At 73.2% G+C, this 20165-nt stretch carries 18 protein-coding genes, 1 tRNA gene and 1 pseudogene; 7 read left to right on the top strand and 13 right to left on the bottom strand.

Annotation, left to right across the window (positions count from 1 at the left end):
- Positions 1 to 25: 25 nt before the first annotated feature.
- The 3 genes from V6U79_RS22310 to V6U79_RS22300 are packed head-to-tail and all read right to left on the bottom strand — an operon-like array spanning position 26 to position 2736.
- Entirely contained in the window at positions 26 to 1450 is a 1425-nt protein-coding gene (locus tag V6U79_RS22310; protein ID WP_334615677.1) for a PP2C family protein-serine/threonine phosphatase, read from the bottom strand.
- A complete protein-coding gene (locus tag V6U79_RS22305) occupies positions 1447 to 1935 on the bottom strand; it encodes an FHA domain-containing protein FhaB/FipA (RefSeq protein ID WP_334534257.1) in 489 nt (162 codons plus the stop codon). The genes V6U79_RS22310 and V6U79_RS22305 overlap by 4 nt, the downstream gene beginning before the upstream one ends.
- Before the next feature lie 6 nt (positions 1936 to 1941).
- On the bottom strand, positions 1942 to 2736 hold the full coding sequence (locus tag V6U79_RS22300) for an FHA domain-containing protein (protein WP_088959603.1): 795 nt from the start codon (positions 2734 to 2736) through the stop codon (positions 1942 to 1944).
- A gap of 226 nt (positions 2737 to 2962) precedes the next feature.
- Here V6U79_RS22300 and V6U79_RS22295 point away from each other — a divergent pair.
- The 3 genes from V6U79_RS22295 (at position 2963) to V6U79_RS22285 (ending at position 5034) form a co-directional block, all read left to right on the top strand.
- Positions 2963 to 3048: transfer RNA gene (locus V6U79_RS22295), tRNA-Leu, on the top strand.
- A gap of 109 nt (positions 3049 to 3157) precedes the next feature.
- Complete coding sequence (locus V6U79_RS22290; RefSeq protein WP_334615676.1) at positions 3158 to 4231, top strand: NAD-dependent epimerase/dehydratase family protein; 1074 nt, start codon at positions 3158 to 3160, stop codon at positions 4229 to 4231.
- On the top strand, positions 4228 to 5034 hold the full coding sequence (locus V6U79_RS22285; RefSeq protein WP_334615675.1) for a WecB/TagA/CpsF family glycosyltransferase: 807 nt from the start codon (positions 4228 to 4230) through the stop codon (positions 5032 to 5034). The genes V6U79_RS22290 and V6U79_RS22285 overlap by 4 nt, the downstream gene beginning before the upstream one ends.
- A gap of 70 nt (positions 5035 to 5104) precedes the next feature.
- Here V6U79_RS22285 and V6U79_RS22280 read toward each other — a convergent pair whose 3' ends face one another.
- The 4 genes from V6U79_RS22280 to V6U79_RS22265 form a co-directional block, all read right to left on the bottom strand.
- Entirely contained in the window at positions 5105 to 6667 is a 1563-nt protein-coding gene (locus tag V6U79_RS22280; protein ID WP_334534246.1) for a S8 family peptidase, read from the bottom strand.
- Between the two features lie 821 nt (positions 6668 to 7488).
- Entirely contained in the window at positions 7489 to 7893 is a 405-nt protein-coding gene (locus V6U79_RS22275) for a hypothetical protein (protein ID WP_334529057.1), read from the bottom strand.
- 146 nt (positions 7894 to 8039) lie between these two features.
- Complete coding sequence (locus V6U79_RS22270) at positions 8040 to 8261, bottom strand: DUF397 domain-containing protein (protein WP_334529060.1); 222 nt, start codon at positions 8259 to 8261, stop codon at positions 8040 to 8042.
- Positions 8231 to 9112, bottom strand: coding sequence for a helix-turn-helix domain-containing protein (locus V6U79_RS22265; protein WP_334529063.1), 882 nt, complete (start codon positions 9110 to 9112; stop codon positions 8231 to 8233). Before V6U79_RS22265 ends, V6U79_RS22270 begins: the two co-directional genes overlap by 31 nt.
- Positions 9113 to 9752: 640 nt before the next feature.
- On the opposite strand from V6U79_RS22265, the gene V6U79_RS22260 reads away from it, so the two are divergent.
- Together V6U79_RS22260 and V6U79_RS22255 are read left to right on the top strand one after the other, a co-directional pair.
- Entirely contained in the window at positions 9753 to 10037 is a 285-nt protein-coding gene (locus tag V6U79_RS22260) for a hypothetical protein (RefSeq protein ID WP_334529066.1), read from the top strand.
- Between the two features lie 105 nt (positions 10038 to 10142).
- The gene (locus tag V6U79_RS22255; protein ID WP_334615674.1) at positions 10143 to 10625 is read left to right on the top strand and encodes a hypothetical protein; all 483 of its coding nucleotides are present in this window, start codon (positions 10143 to 10145) and stop codon (positions 10623 to 10625) included.
- A gap of 4 nt (positions 10626 to 10629) precedes the next feature.
- Here the strand turns inward: V6U79_RS22255 and V6U79_RS22250 are convergent, their stop codons facing one another.
- Together V6U79_RS22250 and V6U79_RS22245 are read right to left on the bottom strand one after the other, a co-directional pair.
- Complete coding sequence (locus V6U79_RS22250; protein WP_334615673.1) at positions 10630 to 11448, bottom strand: PASTA domain-containing protein; 819 nt, start codon at positions 11446 to 11448, stop codon at positions 10630 to 10632.
- A gap of 99 nt (positions 11449 to 11547) precedes the next feature.
- Positions 11548 to 12279: a PASTA domain-containing protein gene (locus V6U79_RS22245; protein WP_334615672.1), complete on the bottom strand. Its 732-nt coding sequence runs from the start codon at positions 12277 to 12279 to the stop codon at positions 11548 to 11550.
- 115 nt (positions 12280 to 12394) lie between these two features.
- Here V6U79_RS22245 and V6U79_RS22240 point away from each other — a divergent pair, with 115 nt between their 5' ends.
- Complete coding sequence (locus tag V6U79_RS22240; RefSeq protein ID WP_334615671.1) at positions 12395 to 13735, top strand: hypothetical protein; 1341 nt, start codon at positions 12395 to 12397, stop codon at positions 13733 to 13735.
- 103 nt (positions 13736 to 13838) lie between these two features.
- On the opposite strand, the gene V6U79_RS22235 is transcribed toward V6U79_RS22240, so the two are convergent.
- A complete protein-coding gene (locus V6U79_RS22235; RefSeq protein WP_334529082.1) occupies positions 13839 to 15317 on the bottom strand; it encodes a glutamate-cysteine ligase family protein in 1479 nt (492 codons plus the stop codon).
- Positions 15318 to 15566: 249 nt separating this feature from the next.
- Complete coding sequence (locus V6U79_RS22230; RefSeq protein WP_334529085.1) at positions 15567 to 16142, bottom strand: YceI family protein; 576 nt, start codon at positions 16140 to 16142, stop codon at positions 15567 to 15569.
- Between the two features lie 99 nt (positions 16143 to 16241).
- Here V6U79_RS22230 and V6U79_RS22225 point away from each other — a divergent pair, with 99 nt between their 5' ends.
- Entirely contained in the window at positions 16242 to 16742 is a 501-nt protein-coding gene (locus V6U79_RS22225; protein ID WP_334529088.1) for a MarR family winged helix-turn-helix transcriptional regulator, read from the top strand.
- Between the two features lie 178 nt (positions 16743 to 16920).
- On the opposite strand, the pseudogene V6U79_RS22220 reads toward V6U79_RS22225, so the two are convergent.
- Together V6U79_RS22220 and V6U79_RS22215 are read right to left on the bottom strand one after the other, a co-directional pair.
- Positions 16921 to 18888, bottom strand: a pseudogene (locus V6U79_RS22220) (ATP-binding protein); the annotation flags it as partial.
- Positions 18889 to 18980: 92 nt separating this feature from the next.
- On the bottom strand, positions 18981 to 20135 hold the full coding sequence (locus tag V6U79_RS22215; RefSeq protein WP_334615670.1) for an acyl-CoA dehydrogenase family protein: 1155 nt from the start codon (positions 20133 to 20135) through the stop codon (positions 18981 to 18983).
- Between the last annotated feature and the right edge of the window lie 30 nt (positions 20136 to 20165).

Genomic DNA, 20165 nt, shown 5'->3' with positions numbered 1-20165 from the left:
AAGGTCCCTGGATGTCAGCCGACGGTCACTCGGACGACCGGCAGCCCGCCGGGTCGAGGACCGGCGGAACCGCATCGGAGACCGAGGCGTCGGGCGTGATGGTCGGCGTCGGGGTGGCGGAGGATCGGGTCGGTCGACCGCCGGCCGCCGAAACGGACGGTGCGGGCGCGGCGCGGGTCGGCGCGATCGGGGAGTTGCTCGCCACCGCCGTGGGGCTCGGCGGACAGACCGGCTTGAGGTTCGAGTTGGTCGGGTCGTCGCGGGTCAGCTCGGCCAGCTGGCGCATCGCGTCCGGCTCGCTCTTGGCCTGGATGCCCTGCTTGACCTGCTCCTGCGCGGCAAGGGTGAGATCGTCCAGCTTGGCGGGGCTCTCCGAGTGCACGTCGGACAGGTTGAGGCCGGCGACCTGGCCGGGAACCCCGCGGAAGACCGCGAGCTGCCCCTCGTCGGTCGCCCCGACGTAGTACTGCCGCTGGGTGTAGCTCCACCCGGCGAAGAGGCCGCCGCCGAGGATGACCAGCAGCGCCGTCAGCATCGCGACGGTACGCAGCGGGCGCCGGCGGGGCCGGTCCGGCTCGTCGTCGCCACCGGCGGCCGGATCCTCCGGGGCCGGGGGACGCGGCGCGTTGAGCGCCGAGGCCCGGGCGGCCGGGGTGGAGACGTCGGCGGAGGTGGCCATGCCCCGGTCCCGGGACGCGGCGCCGCCGACGATCGGGCTCGCCTCGACGATGTCCTGGTCGGTGGCGTCCGCGATGATCACGGTGATGTTGTCCGGGCCACCGCCGCGGAGCGCGAGCTGCACCAGCCGCTCGACGCACTGCTGCGGGTCGGTGTACTCCCGCAAGGTGTCGCCGATGGTGTCCGCGCTGACCACGCCCGAGAGGCCGTCACTGCAGATCAGGTAGCGGTCACCGGGAAGCACCTGCCGGACGCTGTACTCCGGGTCGATGTCCCGGCCGTCGAGCGCCCGGGTGAGCAGCGAGCGCTGGGGGTGGCTGCTCGCCTCCTCCGCGCTGATCCGGCCCTCGTCGACGAGCATCTGGACGTAGGTGTCGTCCTTGGTGATCTGCGCGAACTCACCGTTGCGCAGGAGATAGGCCCGCGAGTCACCGATGTGGACCATACCGAGCTTGCTGCCGGAGAAGAGGGTCGCGGTGAGCGTGGTGCCCATCCCCTCCAGCTGCGGGTTGGCGTCCACGGTGTCGCGGAGCTGCTGGTTGGCGGTGCCGACGGCCGAGCGCAGGGCATCGACGAGCGCGTCCCCGGGGACGTCCTCGTCGAGGGGCGCCATGGCACCGATGACGATGTTGCTGGCGACGTCACCGGCGGCCATGCCGCCCATGCCGTCGGCGACGGCGAGGAGCCGCGGCCCGGCGTAGACGGAATCCTGGTTTCCGTCTCGGATCAGACCGCGGTCGCTGTGGGCCGCATAGCGCAGGGTCAGAGTCATGGCCGTAATTCGAGAGATGTGCGGCCGATCCGGATCGGCACGCCGAGGGGGACGGGGGTTGGTCCGGAGACCTTAGCGCGATCCAGGTAGGTGCCGTTAGTCGAGCCGAGATCTTCGACGAACCACTGCCCCTCGCGCGGCACGAGGCGGGCGTGCCGGGCGGAGGCGTAGTCGTCGGTGATGACGAGGGTGGAGTCCTCGGCCCGTCCGATCGTGATCTGCGCTTCGCCGAGGGTGATCCGGGTGCCGGCGAGCTGACCGGCGGTGACCACCAGCTGGTGCGCGGCCCTGCCCCGCTTGGCCTTCGCCGCCGGCTTCGCCGCCTGCCCGGTCGAGGCGCCGACCGCGCGCGGCGCGGCCACCAGCCGGCCCGACCGGGCTCCTGCGAAGAGGTCGCGGCGGATGACGCCGACCACCGTGAACACGAAGATCCACAGCAGGATGAGGAACCCGAACCGGGCAACGGTGATGACGAGTTCCGGCAAGGCGGGTCAGCCGTCCACGCGGAAGGTCAGCGTCGTCGTGCCGAGCTGGATCATGTCGCCGGGGTTGAGCGCCACCGCGGAGACCCGCTGGCCGTTGACCATCGTCCCGTTGGTCGACCCAAGGTCGGTCAGCACGACCTGCCCGCCGTCGAAGTCCAGCCGGGCGTGTCGCCGGGAGATGCCGACGTCGGGCAGGCGCAGGTTCGCCTGGTCGCCACGGCCGATCACCGTCGAGCCCATCTGGAGCGGGTACGTGCGACCGTCCCCGGAGACCAGCCGGACGTTGCGGGCGCCGCCGCCGTGCCCCGGCGGCGGGCCGTAGCCGCCACCCTGGTCGTACGCCGGGTACGCCGGCGGGCCGGCGTCGTAGCCGCCCGGCGCGGAGACCGGCGCGACCTCGCCACCGGTGTAGACCTCGGCGGTGACCCGGAACATGCCGGTGTCCAGCCCCTCGCCGCGTTCGATCTCGACGATCACGTCGCCGTAGACCGTCCACGCCTGCTCGCCGATGAACTCCGCCTGCGACTGGGCCAGTTCCTGGGCCAGCGCGGCGGCGTACGGCGCCAGACGACTGTGGTCGTAGGGCGAGAGATCGATCACGTAGCGGTTGGGCACCAACGTGCGGCCACCAGCCAGGATGGCCTTGTGCGCCTCGGCCTCCCGCTGCATGGCGTTGAGGATCTCCACGGGGTGGACCACCCCTTTGAAGACCTTGGCGAAGGCCCCTTCGACCAGGCCTTCCAGACGCTTCTCGAAGCGTTGCAGCACGCTCACCGGCTCCTCCTCGGGTCCCGAGGACATGATGGTATCCGGCCGGCGCGCATGCAGCTCGCGCGCCGCTCGGCCGGCGCGCGGTGGCCCGTTTTCCCGGGCGCCCTTCCGACCGTGCTAATGTTTCGTCCGCCACGAACGGTGACCGCTCCGAGGAACGGTAGCCGATCGTTGCGACCGAGGTCACCGCGCGATCCGCCGGGGCTCGCTGGCGACAGCGGGGCGGGCACCGCTACAGTGTTCGAGGTCGTGCCACGGGGATGTGGCGGAATGGCAGACGCGCACGGTTCAGGTCCGTGTGTCCGAAAGGACGTGGGGGTTCAACTCCCCCCATCCCCACCAGATCGACGAGGGCTCCGCAGTTGCGGGGCCCTCGTCTCGTATCGGGACGTGCCGGACGTCACGCTATGCTCCGGTGGTTTCTGAGCCTCCTACTGATCAGGAGTGGCGTGTGAGTGTCGCGTTGGTGACCGGATCGGGCGGTCTGATCGGGTCCGAGGCGGTCCGGCACTTCGCCGGGCTCGGCCTCGATGTGGTCGGCATCGACAACGACATGCGGCAGGAGTTCTTCGGTGCCGAGGCGTCGACCGCGTGGAACGTCCGGCGGTTGACCGACGAGCTGGGGTCGGCGTATTCGCACCACAGCATCGACATCCGCGACCGGGACACGCTGGCGAAGCTCTTCCAGCGGTACGGCCGGGACATCGCCGTGGTGATCCACACGGCCGCGCAGCCCTCGCACGACTGGGCGGTGCGCGACCCGTTCACCGACTTCGACGTCAACGCCGGCGGCACCCTCAACGTGCTGCAGAACGTGCGTGAGCACTGCATCGAGGCGCCGGTGATCCACTGCTCGACCAACAAGGTCTACGGCGACCGGCCGAACAGCCTGCCGCTGGTGGAGCAGGAGACCCGGTGGGAGATCGAGCCGGGGCACCCGTACGAGCAGGGCATCCGCGAGGACATGTCGATCGACGCCTGCCTGCACTCGGTCTTCGGCGCCTCCAAGGTGGCCGCCGACGTGATGGTGCAGGAGTACGGCCGCTACTTCGGCATGCGGACCGCCTGCTTCCGCGGCGGCACGCTGACCGGACCGGCGCACTCGGCCACCGAGCTGCACGGCTTCCTCGGGTACGTGATGCGGGCCAACATGGAGCGCCGGACGTACAAGATCTTCGGCTACCAGGGCAAGCAGGTCCGGGACGCGATCCACAGCTCGGACGTGGTCTCCGCGTTCGAGGCGTTCTTCCGTAAACCCCGCTCGGCGGCGGTCTACAACCTCGGCGGCGGGCGGCACTCCAACACCTCCAACCGCGAGGCGTTCACCCTGGCCGAGCAGATCACCGGCCAGGAGATGGTCACCGAGTACGTCGAGGCGAACCGGATCGGCGACCACAAGTGGTGGATCGGCTCGAACGAGGCGTTCCAGGCCGACTACCCGGACTGGAAGCAGGTCTACGACGTCCCCATGATCATGCGGGAGATCTACGAGGCCAACGTCGACAAGTGGGTGCCGCAGGCATGACCGGACACAGCAAGCGCAACGTCCTCGGCGTCCTGGTCGACGCGACCGACTACGCCTCGGCGACCGAGCAGGTGGTGGCCGCGGCGCGCGACCGCCGGCCGCTGGCGCTGACCGCGCTGGCCGTGCACGGGGTGATGACCGGGGTGCTCGACCCGGCGCACAACGCCCGGCTGAACTCCTTCGACGTGGTCACCCCGGACGGGCAGCCGGTGCGCTGGGCGCTCAACCTGCTGCACCACGCGGGCCTGTCGGACCGGGTCTACGGCCCGACGCTGACGCTGCACGTGCTGCACCGCTTCGCCGAGGAGGGGCTGCCGGTCTACCTGTACGGCTCCACCGAGGAGACCCTCGGCAAGCTGATCCCGGCCCTGGAGCGGATGTTCCCCGCCCTCAAGATCGCCGGGGTGGAGCCGTCGAAGTTCCGCGAGGTCCAGCCCGGTGAGGACGTCGAGATCGCGGACCGGATCAGGGCCAGCGGCGCCCGGTTGGTCCTGGTCGGGCTGGGCTGCCCGCGCCAGGAGGTCTTCACGTACGCGATGCGTCCGCTGCTGGACATGCCGATGATGGCGGTCGGCGCGGCCTTCGACTACCACGCCGGCCTGTTGAAGCAGCCGCCGCCGTGGATGCAGCGGGCCGGGCTGGAGTGGTTCTGGCGGCTCGGCCTGGAGCCGAAGCGGCTCTGGCGCCGGTACGTCATCCTCAACCCGGCCTACCTGACCCGGCTCGCCGGGCAGAAGACCGGCCTGTGGAAGGCGAAGCCGCCGGCCCCGGCCACCGAACGGCCGCCGACCTTCGCGGTCTGAGCCGGCCCCGCAGCTGCGACACGAGGCCCCGCCCGGAGTTCCGGGCGGGGCCTCGCGCGTGGGAACAGGGTCAGAGGGTCAGCGTCCAGGTGTTGATGTAGCCGGTGTCGGCCGAGTAGATGTCACGCACCTGGAGCCGCCAGGTGCCGTCCGCGGCCTCGCCGGAGACGTTGGTCGTGTAGGTGGTGTTGACGTTGTCAGCGCTGTCGGAGCCGCTGCTGTTCTTCAACCGGTACGCCGACCCGTCCGGGGCGACCAGGTCGATGACCAGGTCACCGCGGTAGGTGTGCACGATGTTCACCGCCACCGTCGAGGTCGCCGAGGCGTTGCGCCCACAGCCGGAGATGGTGATCGAGCTGCTCACCGCCGACCCGGCGTCCGGGATCGCGACGTCCGTGCCGTTGGTGCCGGTGCAGCCGGGCGGCGGCGGGGGCGGCGGCGGGGGGGTGCCACCGTCGCCGACGTAGAGCAGCTTGTTCGGCGAGCCGGTGCCGGGGTTGGTCACCACGTTGCTGGTGGCGTTGTTGACCAGGGTGTCCCGGACCTGCTGCGGCGTGTACCCGGGGTTGGCCCCGAGCACCAGCGCCGCGGCGCCGGCGACGTGCGGGGACGCCATCGACGTGCCGCTGATGGTGTTGCTCGCGGAGTCGCTGCTGTTCCAGGCGGAGGTGATCGACGTGCCGGGGGCGAAGATGTCCAGGCAGGTGCCGTAGTTGGAGAAGGACGATCGCGCGTCGGTGTTGGTCGTCGCGCCGACGGTGATGGCGGCCGGGGTGCGGGCCGGCGAGGTGTTGCAGGCGTTGGCGTTGCTGTTCCCGGCGGCCAGCGCGTACGTCACGCCGGAGTTGATGGAGTTCGCGACGGCGGTGTCCAGGGCGCTGCTGGCCCCGCCGCCGAGGCTCATGTTGGCCACCGCGGGCTTGACGGCGTTCGCGGTGACCCAGTCCACGCCGGAGATCACCCCGGCGTTGGTGCCGCTGCCGGAGCAGTTGAGCACCTTGACCGCCACCAGCCGGGTCGCCTTGGCCACCCCGTACGCCGTGCCGCCGACGGTGCCGGCGACGTGCGTGCCGTGGCCGTTGCAGTCGGTGTTGTTGGTGTCCACGGTGTTGGTGCCCCAGGTGGCCCGGCCACCGAAGTCGGTGTGGCTGATCCGGATGCCGGTGTCGACGACGTACGAGGTCACGTTGCCGGCGGTGTTCGGGTACGTGTAGGAGCTGTTCAGCGGCAGCGCCCGCTGGTCGATCCGGTCGAGCCCCCACGACGGCGGGTTGGCCTGGGTGCCGGCCAGGGACACGGTGTGGTTCTGCTCGACGTACGCCACCGCCGGGTCCGCCGCGATCCGGGCGGCAGCCCGGGCGTCGACCCGGATCTCGGCGCCGCGCACGGCCGCGCTGTACGTCCGGGCCACGGCGCCGCCGTGCCGCTTGACCAGCCGGTTCACCGACGACCCGATCGCGGTGCGGGCGACGGCGCTGTCCTTGAAGACGACGATGTAGCTGTCCGCGACGGCGGTGGCTCCGCCCGCGGCGCGGATCGCACCGGTGGGCTCGGCGGCCGTCGCTGGCGTGGCGGTCGCGACCATGGCCAGGGCGGCCACCCCGACCAGTACGGACCTGTGTGGAAGACCCATCTCCCTACCTCCCTCGGACCGGCGTCCGACCGTTCACCCGCGACGCCGGATGAATCGATGAATGCCGATCGAATCGAGAGTAGGTCCCGCAGAACGGGAAGCTGAACATGCCAACTCGCCCATACCACCGGCGAGATGGCCCCCTACGGGACGCGTGGGGGTCGAACCGGGGGCGGCCCTGGATCCGCCCGGCTCAGGCGGGGGCCAGGCTGTCGGACATGGAGAGTGAGCTCGCCGTCCTGATCCCGACCGCCGCGCTCTGGCTGGCCGCCGGCATCGTGGCGGACGGACTGCCCGGGCTGGACCGTGCCCGCGCACTCCGGCGGCGTACCGGATGGTTGTCCGCCCTGACCCTGACCGCCCTCGGGCTGACCGCGGCGGTCTTCGCCGCCGCCCTGGCCGGCGCCGGCGCGACCACGGCCGACCGGGCCGCCGCCGGGCTCACCCTGGCGGCCGGGCCGGCGCTCGTCGTCGCGGCCCGCACCCTGCCCCGGGTACGCCGGCTGCGGGCCGGCGCCGGCGCGTTCGCCACCGCACCGGGCACGCCCGCGCCGCACGGCCTGCGGGCCGCCGCGGCACACCCGCTGGTGGGCCTGCCGTTGCAGGTCACCGCCCTGGCCACGATGCCCGCGCTGGCGACGGCCGGCGGGCTCGACCTCACGACCCGACCGGACGTGGCCGGGGCGGCGGTCACCGTCGGCGGCCTCGCCGTCCTCGCGCTCGGGGTACGCCTCGCGCTGCGGCACAACCGGCTCGCCGAGCGGGCCTCGCCCGGCGGACCGTCGCTGCTGAAGCCGCCCACGCCGCGGGCGGCGCCGGCCTCAGCGCGGGCGGCCGGAGCCCTGCACGTAGAGCAGCTCCAGGATCGCCCGGGTGGCCTCGAACCACCGGTCCAGCCAACCGGGCGGCGGGACACTCCCCTTCGGCGGCAACTCCATCAGCAGGCCGCGCAGGAGCGGGTGGTCGACCAGCGACTCGGTCGGCTCGACCGGCCAGCCGGCCGGCGGAAACGAGGGTTCGGTCAGCGGGTTCGGGTCCAGCGAGGGCAGCGACAGCGGCGGACCGGCCTGCTCCGGGCTCGCCGACCCGGACTCCCGGCCGACCTCGGTGTCGGTGGACACGACCTCGGTCAGCACGGTGTCCCGACGCGCGCCGCGGTACTTGCCACCGAACCGCTCGGTCTTGCCCGGTCCGTTGGTGAGGTTGTCTGAACCGATCGTCGTCATCCGTCTCGCCTGCCTCGTTCGATTCCGATCGTGCGGCCGGTCGTCGACCAGCGTCGTACCGAGGGTTCAACGAGACGGGGCCGAAGTGGCGACGGCCGGTCGGGGCACTCCCCGACCGGCCCGTCGTCAACGCCACGCTGCGTCGGTCAGTGCTGGACGAAGGCGCCGTCCCGGGCGCCGGCGACGAAGGCGTGCCAGTCACCCGGGGCGAAGACCAGGGCGGGACCTGTCTTGTCCTTGGAGTCCCGCACCCCGACCACCCCGGGCACGTACGCCACCTCTACGCAGTTGTCACAGTTCGGCCCGCTCTTCGAGCTCTTGAACCAGGTCGCCTGCGTCAGGTCCCTGCGGACCCTCTTGGTCGCCATTTCCACAACGGCTCCTCTGCCAGTTTTGCGATGTGAGCGATGGATTCCTCCGGGCGAATGGCCGCTGCTCGAATGTGATCGAAGATGAAGCTGTACTTCTGCAGTTCGTCGCTCTTCTCCAGGAAGAGCCCACCCGTGGCGTTCTCCGCGTACACGACATCGGGATCACTCGGTTCGGGGAAGCTGAGGATGGTGAACGTGCCGTCCATACCGGCGTGCGCACCCACCTCGAAAGGCAGAACCTGAAGCGTCACGTTCGGGAGTTCCGCCACCTCGACCAACCGTTTGAGCTGGCCACGCATCACCGCGTCGCCGCCAACCGGCCGGCTCAGCACCGCCTCATCGAGCACCACCCACAGATCGACCGGATCGTCCTGGGTCAACAACGACTGACGACCCAGACGGACACGCACCCGCTGGTGCACCTGGTCCGCGGTGAAGTCCGGACGTGCGGCCCGGATCATCGCGCCCGCGTACTCCTCGGTCTCCAGCAGGCCGGGAACCACCTGCTGCTCGTACGCCCGGATCGAGCTGGCCGCCGCCTCCAGCCCGACGAACGCCCCGACCAGCACCGTGCTGTACGGATGCCACCAGCCCTTCTGCCGCGCCTCCCGGGCAATCTGCACGAGCTCGTCGCTCTCGACGCCCACCACCCCGTAGATCCGGAGCATGTCGCGGACGTCCCGGGGCGTGGCCGAGGTGTGGCCGGTCTCGATCCGGGAGATCTTGGAGGCGGAGCACTCGAGCTGCTCGGCGACGGTCTCGATGGTGATCCCGGCGGCCTCGCGCTGGCGGCGCAGTTCCGCGCCCAGGCGCCGACGGCGGATGGTGGGGCTGCGCCGCTCGCTCACCGCGTCACCCCACGGCTCGCCGGACGGGAAGACCCGCTCCTCGCGCTCACCCGGTTACCTCCGGTCGCTCGCGCCTGCGTCCACACCCGCCGAGGGCGCGACCGACGAACGGCGGGCGATCGTTCGCGGCAGGGGTGGTGCCGGTGGTCGACCGGCCGCGGCGGGCGAAACCGGCGTCCAGTGTGCCGTCCCAAGGTCGGCGTCTTCAAGCGTCCGGTTCACGTGTCGCGCTCACTTATCGGCAAAAGTCGACGTGCAACTTGCATCGAGCACATCGCTGATGCAGTCTGTCCGTATGGCACGGGTTACTCAGCGTTCCCGAACCCTCCCGCGGCGTGGTGATCCCACCGGGCTTCGGGTCGACGGACGAGGCACCCGCGCCAACCGCGACGACGAGACCTGCCCCGGGGTGATGACCCCGCCGCTGCACGCCCGACGGCTGCGGCGGCGGGCGCGGTACCCGGGAGCAGTCCGGTGATGGTCGGGTGGCGGTCCGCCACCGCGGGTACGGCCCGACCAGCACCACCGATCCACCGATCCACCGGTCCACGAGGCACGACCCCGAGCCGGACCAGCACGACCTTCCCCCGATCAGCTCCGGTCGGCTCGCAACGCCGGCCATGTCCTCCCAGGAGCCCATGTGCTTCCCCGCTCCGGTGACGTACTGCACGTGACTCGCGCGGCGAGTGTCCAGTTCCGCCGGCCCATCACCTTCCGGGTCATCCGAGTGCTCGACTGGCCCACCTACGACGGTTGGCTCTGGCTCGACGGCTACGAGTTGAACGCGGCGGGGGACGCGGTCAACCGGCGGTCGATCTTCGTACAACAGGCGGGGATCCGGCAGCTCCAGGCCGCGCCGCCGTCCCGTCCGCACACCGTACGACCGCGGCGGCCCCTCAACCGGGCCCCGGTGCCGGTGGGCTGAGCCCGCCATTACCCGGCCGGGGGGCGTACCGCGGCCATAGAATCGGTACGCCCACCCCGGCGAAAGTCACCACCCCGCGCGCGCGTCCCGGACCCTGAACCTGGGATGGCCATGGTCGATATGCCCGCCGCGCGGCGGCACCACAGGTCCCGTATCTCCTACGCGTTCGGACTGCTGGCGCTGGTCGCCGCCGCCGTCACCCTCGTGGTGGTGATCCGCTATCCGGCGGAGTCGACCACCCGGCTGACCGAGCCCGTGCCCGCCCCCGAGATCACCGTGGTCGGGGAGGGCTCCGAAGACCCGGACGACGACAGCGACCCGACCCACCCCGACGACTGGAGCGCGGCCGAGCCGGCCGACGGCTCCGGCGGCGATCTCGCCGGTGACTCCGGCGCCGTCGGCGGCGACTCCGACCGGCCGGCCGACGGGTCAGCCGGCGGCGAGGCGGTGGCCGGGCCGGCGACCCGGGGCGCGGCGGCCGGTGGGACGCAGAGCCTCAGCCAGTCGCTCTTCTACTCCGGGCTGCTCGGGCTGGCCATCTCCCTGGCCGGGCTGGGCCTGGTCGGGACCAGACGCCGGCGGTGGTGAGCCGTCACCGGGTCGGGGTCTCCTCGGGCGTCGGCTCCGGCTCCTCGGTCCGCGACGGGGTCGGCGGCGGTGCGGCGGCGACGAACAGCGTCACCACCTCGTCGGTGCGAACCAGCTCACCCGCCTCCGGGTCGGTCTCTATCACCGTGCCCGGCCGCTGGTCGTCCGACGGCCGGGTCCGCACCCGGTACGACAGACCGAGCCGGTCCATGATCGCCTCGGCCGACGCCCTGGGCACCCCCGTCAGGGGCGGCACCGGGACCCGGTCGACGGCGGTGGTGGTCGGCGGGCTGGTCGGCGGCTCCGTGGTCGGCGCGGTGGTCGTCGGCGCGGCGGTGGTGACCGGAGCGCTGCTGGGCACCGGCGGGGGCGCCGGGTCGGACCCGGGTTCCTCGACGGCCCGCAGCGCCAGCCAGATACCGGCCCCCAGCAACCCCAGCAGCAACAGGGCGAGGATCGCCAGCAGGATCGGCGTCCACCAGCGCCGGTCACGCTGGTCCTCGGCGTACCACTCGACCGGCTCCTGGTAGTCCGCCGGCCGGGGCGGCGGCACCCCGGCCCGCCCGGACCACACGGTCGCGGCGGGCACGGCGGCCGGCTGCCGCCGGGTCGCGTCGTCGGCCGGCGGCGGCAGCGGCCGGGTCGCGTCCACCGGCTCGTGCCGCGCGGTCGCGTCCACCGGTTCGTGCGGGGCGGTCGCGTCGAGCGGCTGCCCGGCGGGGCGGTCGCCCGGCGGGGGCAGCGGGCGGGTCCCGTCGTCCGCGGCCGGGGGCAGCGGGCGCGTCGCATCGTCGGCGGGTGGCTCCTGGCGGTCGTCGCTCATCGCACGTCCTCTCCCCACCGGGCGGGCGGCACGGCCCTCGACCGTCCAAGGTAGCCGTCGCGGTCACCGGCGGCCGGGATCAGCGCGGCGACCCGCCCGTCACGGAGTCGCCGGGGCGCCGCTCGTGGCGGGAACCTCGTCACCGCAGGTGAGGGCCACCGGGTCGTTCCAGTACGCCGTGGCACCGGCGGCGGGCTCCTGGTCGACGACGGTGCCGTCCCGGCCCGTCCGGTACCGGGGGAACAATCCGGCCTCGCCGAGGTCGTCGGCGGCGTCGTCGCAGTCCTCACCGACCAGCGACGGCACGGTCACCGCCGGCGCGGGCCCGGCGACGTGGACCCGGACGGTCGTTCCCCGGCGCACCGGCGTGCCGGCGGCGGGCTCGGTGCCCTGCACGGTCCGACCCGAGCCGGTGCCGAAGACCAGCCGCCAGCCGAGCTTGCGGGCGCGCAGCTCCGCGCGGGCCGCCACGAAGTCCGTACCGATCAGGGGTGGCACGGTCAGCCCGGCGGGCGTGTCGTCCGGCGCGGGCGGTGACGTGGTCCGGCCGGTCGTCGGCCGCGCGGTGGTCGGCCGGTTCCCGGCCGGGGTGGGCACGTCCGTCACCGCCGCGACCGGCGGGCCGGCGGGCGGATCATCAGCCGGCTCGGCCAGCACCCAGCCGGCGGTCGCCCCGACCGCGGCGAGCAGGACGACCGCCAGGCCGCCGCCGAGCAGCACGGTCGCCCGACCGGCTCGCCCGCCACCCTGCTCCGCCCCGGCGGCCCCCTGGTCGCCAGTGCCGCCCGGCAGTCGCCGCACCGCGTCCCGCCCGGTATTTTCGTCCGTCATCGCGCTCCCCACCTCGTCACCGGCGACGGTAACGGGCCCCGCCCACCCGTCACCGGCTGTGCTTCCGCCGTCGCACGGCTCGCCGCGCCGACCAGGGAACGCTACGCTCCCCGGCATGGCTGGACGGGGCTGGGGAGGATCGGTCGCCACCGCGGTCGGCGTCGCTGCCGGCGTGGGCGCGGCCCAACTGGGCTTCGGCTACGGCCTGGGCATCGTCAACTGGACGCCGGTCGATGCCACGGCCACCGAGGCGGCCTGGTTCGCCAGCCTCGCCTGGGCGACCTGGATCGCGGCGGTCTCCGCCGTCCTCGGCGCCGTCTGCGCGCAGCGGCTGCACGAGCGCGGCGGGCAGCCCGAGCCGGGCGGCACGCTGCACCGGGTGACGCTCGCCGTCGCGGGGGCCGTGGGCGCGCTCATCACCGTGCTGCTGGTGGCCGTGCCGGCCCGGGCGGCGACCGTGCCGGAGACCTTCTCCCCGCAGACCGTAGCCGCCGGGTACGCCGGCATCGGCGTGCTGGTCGGGCTGGTGGCGGCGGTGTGGGCGCTGCACTCCCGGGCCGTCGCGGTCAACGTGGTAGCCACCGTGGGCTGGCTCTGGCTGCTCGCCGTGGTCTCGGTGGTGGACGGGGTGCTCGCCGGGCGCGGCCTGACCAGCGCCCAGCTCGGCATCTGGCAGATCGCCCACGACAGCGTCCGGTTCTGGGTCCGTGACTATCTCTACTGGCCCGGCGCCCTGCTCGCGACGGGGTCCGCGCTGATGATCGGCGCGTTGGCCGCCCGGCGTACCGCCCGGCTGGCGGAGCGGCGGCTCGGCGCGGCGATCTCCGGGGCGGCTGGACCGCTGCTCGTGGCGGTCGCGTACTTCCTCGCCGTGCCCCGGTTGGCGACCATCGCCCCGGCGCAGGTCTCGGCCCACCTGATCGCGCCGTACGCGGTCATTGTCGGGGTGGCCGGATCGGCGCTGGTGGCCGCGCTCGCCCAGCGGGCCGAGCGGCGGGCCGCCGCCCGGGGCGCGGTGACGGTGCCGCGCCAGCGGACCGGCGCCCCGGATGACCTGCCAACGTCTGCCGACCCGTTGCCGGCCGACGACCGGACCCCGGTCGGCGCCGCTGCCCGCCGCACCGGCGCGGTCACCGAGGTCGCGGCCGGTTCCGCGGCGACCTTCGACCCGGCGACGGGTGGCGCCGCCGTCACGGTGGGCGATCCGGCGGTGGCCGACGCCCCGTCGGCCTCGGCGGGCAGCCGGGATGCCGCCCCTCCCAGCGGTGCGGCAGGGCGAGCTCGTCCGCCCCGACGGGGCCGGGCGGCAGCGTCCCCGAAGCCCGCCGAGCCGGCAGCGTCCCGGAAGCCGGCAGCCGCCGGGCCGGGCGTCGAGCCGGCGGTCACGGACGAGCCGGTCACCGGGCCGGCGCCGGAACCCGGCCCGCCCGCCTCCGGCACCCGCCGCCCCCGCTGACCACCCCGCGCGCTCGGCGCGGTCCCGCCGAAGCCGGACCGGCCCCCCGTCCCGGCAGCCCCGCGACGCGCCGCCGGGGCCGGGGGCGAGCCGCCGGGCAGGGTCAGTCGACCGGCCAGGTGTGGACGGGCTCGTTGGTGCGTTGCAGCTCCGCGTAGCGGCTGGCCATATGGTGCAGGGCCGCGTCGCGGTCCATGCCCCGGTGCCGCTCGGCCGCCCAGACGGCCTCGGTCTGCCAGACCGCCCCGTTGCGGCCGGTACGACAGCGCTGCTCGATGATGCCGAGCAGCCGGTCCCGTTCGGCGGGCGCCACCCCGAAGCGGTCCAGCCCGGTGGCCGCCGTCGGGAGCAGGGTGTCCAGCACCAGCTTGGTGACCGGCACCTCGCCGAGGCGGGGCCAGTGCAGGACGGCGTCCAACCCCCGGCGGGCGGCGGCGTGGAAGTTCTCCTCGGCCGAGCTGAAGGTGAGCTGGCTCCAGATCGGCCGGTCGGACTCGGCGAGCCCACGGGCCAGGCCGAAGTAGAGGGCGGCGTTGGCCAGCATGTCGACGACGGTGGGGCCCGCCGGCAGCACCCGGTTCTCGACCCGCAGGTGCGGACGGCCGTTCATGATGTCGTAGACCGGCCGATTCCAGCGGTAGACCGTCCCGTTGTGCAGCCGCAGCTCGGACAGCTCGGGAACGCCGCCGGCGTGCAGTACGTCCACCGGATCCTCGTCCTCGCAGATCGGCAGCAGCGGCGGGAAGTAGCGGACGTTCTCCTCGAAGAGGTCGAAGATCGAGGTGATCCAGCGCTCGCCGAACCACACCCGCGGGCGCACGCCCTGGGCCTTGAGCTCGTCGGGGCGGGTGTCGGTGGCCTGCTCGAAGAGCGCGATCCGGGTCTCGGCCCAGAGCTGGCGGCCGTACAGGAACGGGGAGTTGGCCCCGACCGCGACCTGAACCCCGGCGATGGCCTGGGAGGCGTTCCAGTAGTCGGCGAAGCTGTCCGGGGCGACCTGGAGGTGGAACTGGAGGCTGGTGCAGGCGGCCTCGGGGGCGATCGAGTCGGTGTGCGTCTGGAGCCGCTCGACGCCCCGGATGTCCAGCTCGATGTCCTCGCCCCGGGCGCCGACGATCTGGTCGTTGAGCACCCGGTAGCGCTCGTTGGTGGAGAGGTTGTCGGCCACCAGGTGCCGCTCGGTGAGGGTGGGCAGGATGCCGACCAGCACGATCCGGGCGTCCGACCGGGCCGCCCGCTCGTCCGCCCGGGTGAGGCTGCTGCGCAGGTCCCGCTCGTAGTCGGCGAAGCCGGTGCCGTCGATCAACCGGGGCTCGGCGTTCAGTTCGAGGTTGAACTGCCCCAGCTCGGTCTGGAACAGCGGGTCGGCGATGGCGGCGAGGATCTCCTCGTTGCGCATGGCCGGTTCGGCCGCCGGGTCCATCAGGTTGAGTTCGATCTCCAGGCCGGTCATGGGCCGGTCGGCGTCGAAGCCGAAGTCGTCCAGCATCAGCGCGAAGACGTCCAGGCACCGCCGGACCTTCTGCCGGTAGCGGACCCGGTCCTCCCGGGAGAAGGCGCCCTGCTCGACGTCCCTACCCATGTGCCCTCCCGGCGCGAGGCGCCGCGGGAACGTGTAGTCCCGCCGCGCGTTGTGAACCACCACGGTAAGAGCGCCCACCTCGCCAGGGCCAGAGCCCCGACCGGTACGCACTCCCGGGGCATCTCTACCCAGGGTCCGCTGCCGGCACCCGGCCGAGCTGCGAACAATCAGTGACAATTCGCACCTGGACGCACGACGAGGCCCCTGCCTCAGGGGAAGCAGGGGCCTCGTCGGGTCGACGGGGGTCGATCAGGCCTGGCGGATGGCCTCGCCCTCGATCTCGATCTTGATCTTCTTGCCGACCAGCACGCCGCCGGTCTCCAGCGCGACGTTCCAGGTCAGACCGAAGTCCTCCCGGTCGATCTCGGCGCTGGCGGAGAAGCCGAAGATGTCCTGGCCGAACGGGCTGCGGCCGACGCCCTCGAACGTGACGTCCAGCTCGACCTGGCGGGTGACACCCTTGACGGTCAGGTCGCCCAGCAGCACGAACTCGTTGCCGTCCCGGGACTTCACCCCGGTGCTGCGGTACTCGATCGTCGGGAACGTCTCAGCGTCGAGGAACTCGGCGCTGCGCAGGTGGGCGTCGCGGTCGGCCTGCTTGGTGTCGATGCTCGCCGCCTGGATGGTGGCGGAGACCGAGGACTGCGTCGGGTCCTCGGCGATGGTGATCGTGGCAGAGGCGTCGGCGAACTCGCCGCGCACCTTGCTGACCATCATGTGCCGGGCGACGAAGCCGACCCGCTTGTGCGCGGCGTCCAGCAGGTAGGTGCCGGCGGTGGGGATGGTAAGGCCGTCCCAGTCGCGGGTAACCGACTCGGTGCTCATGAAGCTGCCCTCCAGGAATTTGTTTAGTAGCCCAACGACTGCTTTGGCAACTATAGCCACAACAACATTCCCCGTGTCAAGCACTGTTAGGATGACCAGGTGGACCAGAACCTGTTCGACGACCCCCGGATCACCGCCATCGGCCTGCTCTACGAGGCACACGCGGGGCTGACCGCTCGGTTCGCCGCCCAGTTCGAGGAGCACGACCTCTCCGCGGTCGAGTTCGAGGTGCTCATGCGGCTGGTCCGGTCACCCCACAACCAGTTGCGGATGACCGACCTCGCCGCGCAGACCTCCCTCTCCACCAGCGGCGTCACCCGGGTGGTGGACCGGATGGAGCGCGACGGTCTGATCTTCCGCCGGGCCTGCCCGTCCGACCGGCGCAGCTCGTACGCCGTGATCACCCCGTCCGGCCTGAAGCGGCTCGACGAGACCCTCCCGGGCCACCTACGGATCATCGAGCAGTGGTTCACCGGCCAACTCACCCCCGACGCCCTGGCGGCCATGCTCGACGGGCTGCGCCGGGTACGCGACGCCGTCCACCCGGGCGCGACCGCCGGCAGCGCCGGTCCCGCCCCCGGCCCCGAGGCGAAGGCCTGACCGGCGCCACCGACCCGGCCCGACGCACCGGCAGAACCACCGGCAGAACCGCCCCTCCGGGGCGGGAAAACCGCGCCGATAACCGCAGAACGGTCATCGGTGACGGTTAGCCTTCGGTCTCGCGGGGGCGCACCGGGGGGTGCCGGCGCGAGCGATTGAGCGAGGGGTACGACCAGGGGGCTTCATCGCTCGCGCCACCCCCGCGCCACACCGCCATGTCCCGCACCCGATCGTGCCGGGAGGCCAGGGCCAGCACCGCCTCGGTCTGCGCCCGCGCCTCGTCGTAGTCGCCGAGAGCGAGCAGCAACGCGCAGAGCACCGTGCGCGCTTCCAGCTCCCCGGTCACGTCCGCGGCCTCGACGAAGGTGGCGAGCGCCGCCCGCGCGGCCGACAGCTCCTGCGCGCCCGCGCCGTGCTCGGCGGCCGACCGGGCCACCCCGAGCAGCGCCCACGCCCGCAGCACCGGGTCGGCGTCGGCGGTGCGCGGGTCCGCCAGCAGCCGCCGCAGCCACTGCCGGCCGGTGACATCGCGCCCCCGGAGCCGCCACCACCGGGCCGACGCCACCGCCAGGCGCAGCGCGGTGAGCGGGTCGTCGGTGGCCGCGTGCGCCAGGGCCGCGCTGATGTCGCTGGTCGCCTCGTCCAACCGGCGCACCGCGGCGGGCAGGCCGGCCCCGGCCAGGTCCGGTGCGGTCCGGGTGACCAGCCGGGTGACGACCACGGCGTGCCGACGCCGGATCGCGGTCAGCTCACCCCGGCCGGCCGCCCGCTCGACGGCGAAGTCCCGGACCGCGTCGAGCAGCCGGAACCGGAACGGGCCGGCGCCCCGGACGCTGAGCAGACCCAGCTCGACCAGCCGGTCCAGCAGCGGCACCGGGTCCACCGCGAGGCCGCCCGCCGGATCGGCCAGCAACTCCTCGGCCAGCTCCACCGACCAGCGGTTGGCGAAGGCGGAGAGCCGGCGCAGCGCGGCACGTTCGTGGTCGGTCAGCAGGCGGTAACTGGTGGCGACCGCCTCGCGGAGGGGCACCGCCACCGCCGTCCGGGCGTCACCGGCACCCGCGGCCGGCTCGGCGGACTCCCAGCCACGCCGACCCAGGTCGGCGGTGGCCAGGTCGAGCACCCGGTCGCGGTACCGGTCGAGGAGTTCGTCGAGGTCGAGGATCCGGCCCCGGGCCGCCATCAGCTCGATCGCCAGCGGCAGCCCACCCAGCCGCCGGACCAGCGCGACGAGGGCGCGCAGCTCGGTGCGGCCGGGGGGCTCCCGGCGCACCCGCGCCAGCCGCGCCACGAAGAGGGCCACCGCCGGCCAGCGCCCCGACTCGGCGGGGTCGGCGTCGGCCGGGGGCACCTCCAGCGGAGCGACCGGACGGACCAGCTCTCCGGGCAGGCCGACCGGATGCCGCCCGGTGACCAGCACCCGCACGGTCGGCGCCGCGTCGGTGAGCCGCCGCAGCGCCTCCGCCACCGGGTCGGGAGCCCGCTCGACGGCGTCCACCAGCAGCAGCGTCGGCCGACCGCGCAACGGGGCGGCCAGCTCCGACAGCCGGGCCGCGCCGAGGACCGCGGTCGCCGCGGCGAGCACGTCCGCCGCGTCCGACCCCTCGCCGACCAGCACCCCGGCCACGCCGCCCGGGTGCGCGCCGGCGACCGCGTGGGCCACCGCCAGGGCCAGCGCGGTCTTGCCGACGCCGGCCAGCCCGACCAGGCTCACCACCGCCGGCCGGCGCTCCGTGGTCAGCAGTGTGACCAGGTCGGCCAGGTCCTGCTCCCGGCCGATCAGCTCGACCGGGGGTGGGAGCGCGATCGGCGTACCCGAGGGTTCGTGGGCGGCGGACCCGGCGGCGGCCGTGGGTCGCGGAACCCCGACGGCCGGGGTCCCGGCCCGCCGCCCGCGAGCGGTGGCCAGGAACGCGGCGCGGGCCTCACCGGCGAGGCCGAGCGCGCCGGCGAGCAGCTCCGCCGTGGTGCGTTGCGGCCGGTGGGCCCGGCCGCGCTCCAGGTCACGGACCGTCCGCACGCCGATGCCGGCCCGCTGCGCCAGCTCGGCCTGGGTGAGTCCGGCGGCCCGCCGGTGCGTGCGCACCAGCTCGCCGATCGGGGTACGACCACCCGGACCCGCCGGATGATCATGATCCGGAGTCATGGGCACGAAGGGTACGGAACGAGTGCGACGGCAGGCAGCCGAACGTCGCCCACCCGACCCGGCCGAGTCCGATGCCGGACAGGCTCCCTTTCTTACAGACCCAGGTCGCGGGCGATGATCATGCGCTGGACCTCGGAGGTGCCCTCGCCGATCTCCAGGATCTTGGAGTCCCGCCAGAAACGGGCCACCGGGTACTCGTTCATGAAGCCGTAGCCGCCGTGGATCTGGGTCGCCTCGCGGGCGTTGTCCACCGCCACGGTGCTGGCGTGCAGCTTGGCGATGGCGGCCTGCCGCTTGAACGGCTCACCGGCGAGCATCCGCGCGGCCGCGTCGTAGTACGCCAGCCGGGCCGTGTGCGCCTTCAGCTCCATGTCGGCGATCTTGAACTGGATCGCCTGGTAGTTGCCGATCGGCTGGCCGAATGCCTGGCGCTCCTTGGCGTACTTCAGCGACTCGTCGACGCAGCCCTGGGCGAGACCCACCGCGAGCGCCGCGATGGCGATCCGACCCTCGTCGAGGATGCGCAGGAACTGGGCGAAGCCCCGCCCCCGCTCGCCGAGCAGGTTGGCCGCCGGCACCCGGCAGTCGTCGAAGGTCAGCTCGTGGGTGTCGGAGGCGTTCCAGCCGACCTTGGAGTAGCCCGGCGCGACGGTGAAGCCCGGCGTACCGGAGGGCACGATGATGGTGGACAGCTCCTTCGAGCCGTCCGGGCGGGTGCCGGTGACCGCGGTGACCGTGACCAGGGCGGTGATGTCGGTCCCCGAGTTGGTGATGAACGCCTTCGAGCCGTTGATCACCCACTCGTCCGTCGCCTCGTCGAGCACCGCCCGGGTCTGGGTTCCGCCGGCGTCCGAGCCGGTGCCCGGCTCGGTCAACCCGAAGCCGGCGAGGGCCTCGCCGCTGAGCAGCTTCGGCAGCCACTGCGCCTTCTGCTCCTCGGTGCCGAAGCGGTAGATCGGCATCGCGCCGAGGGAGACCGCCGCCTCCAGGGTGATCGCCACGCTGGAGTCGACCCGGGCCAGTTCCTCCAGGGCCAGGCAGAGCGCGAAGTAGTCGCCGCCCATGCCGCCGTGCTCCTCGGCGAAGGGCAGCCCGAACAGCCCCATCTTGCCCATCTGCCGGACGACCTCGTACGGGAAGGTGTGCTTCTCGTAGTGCTCGGCGATGACCGGGGCGACCACCTCGCGGGCGAAGTCCCGCACGCTGTCCCGCAGTGCCTCTTGTTCGGAGCTGAGCCGGAAGTCCATGGGTTCCTCCTGGTACGGACGGCGCCGCCG

Origin of the sequence: Micromonospora psammae, assembly GCF_036902725.1 — a bacterium.
Taxonomy (GTDB): domain Bacteria; phylum Actinomycetota; class Actinomycetes; order Mycobacteriales; family Micromonosporaceae; genus Micromonospora.
The sequence above is the reverse complement of the archived record's forward strand: the minus strand, read 5'-3'. Positions and strand labels throughout refer to the sequence as shown.

Bases quoted from the DNA above. Each gene is read 5' to 3' on its own strand.
- V6U79_RS22310 (WP_334615677.1), bottom strand. From the start codon at position 1,450: ATGACTCTGACCCTGCGCTATGCGGCCCACAGCGACCGCGGTCTGATC.
- V6U79_RS22300 (WP_088959603.1), bottom strand. From the start codon at position 2,736: ATGTCCTCGGGACCCGAGGAGGAGCCGGTGAGCGTGCTGCAACGCTTC.
- V6U79_RS22285 (WP_334615675.1), top strand. From the start codon at position 4,228: ATGACCGGACACAGCAAGCGCAACGTCCTCGGCGTCCTGGTCGACGCG.
- V6U79_RS22280 (WP_334534246.1), bottom strand. From the start codon at position 6,667: ATGGGTCTTCCACACAGGTCCGTACTGGTCGGGGTGGCCGCCCTGGCC.
- V6U79_RS22275 (WP_334529057.1), bottom strand. From the start codon at position 7,893: ATGACGACGATCGGTTCAGACAACCTCACCAACGGACCGGGCAAGACC.
- V6U79_RS22270 (WP_334529060.1), bottom strand. From the start codon at position 8,261: ATGGCGACCAAGAGGGTCCGCAGGGACCTGACGCAGGCGACCTGGTTC.
- V6U79_RS22255 (WP_334615674.1), top strand. From the start codon at position 10,143: ATGGCCATGGTCGATATGCCCGCCGCGCGGCGGCACCACAGGTCCCGT.
- V6U79_RS22250 (WP_334615673.1), bottom strand. From the start codon at position 11,448: ATGAGCGACGACCGCCAGGAGCCACCCGCCGACGATGCGACGCGCCCG.
- V6U79_RS22245 (WP_334615672.1), bottom strand. From the start codon at position 12,279: ATGACGGACGAAAATACCGGGCGGGACGCGGTGCGGCGACTGCCGGGC.
- V6U79_RS22240 (WP_334615671.1), top strand. From the start codon at position 12,395: ATGGCTGGACGGGGCTGGGGAGGATCGGTCGCCACCGCGGTCGGCGTC.
- V6U79_RS22235 (WP_334529082.1), bottom strand. From the start codon at position 15,317: ATGGGTAGGGACGTCGAGCAGGGCGCCTTCTCCCGGGAGGACCGGGTC.
- V6U79_RS22230 (WP_334529085.1), bottom strand. From the start codon at position 16,142: ATGAGCACCGAGTCGGTTACCCGCGACTGGGACGGCCTTACCATCCCC.
- V6U79_RS22215 (WP_334615670.1), bottom strand. From the start codon at position 20,135: ATGGACTTCCGGCTCAGCTCCGAACAAGAGGCACTGCGGGACAGCGTG.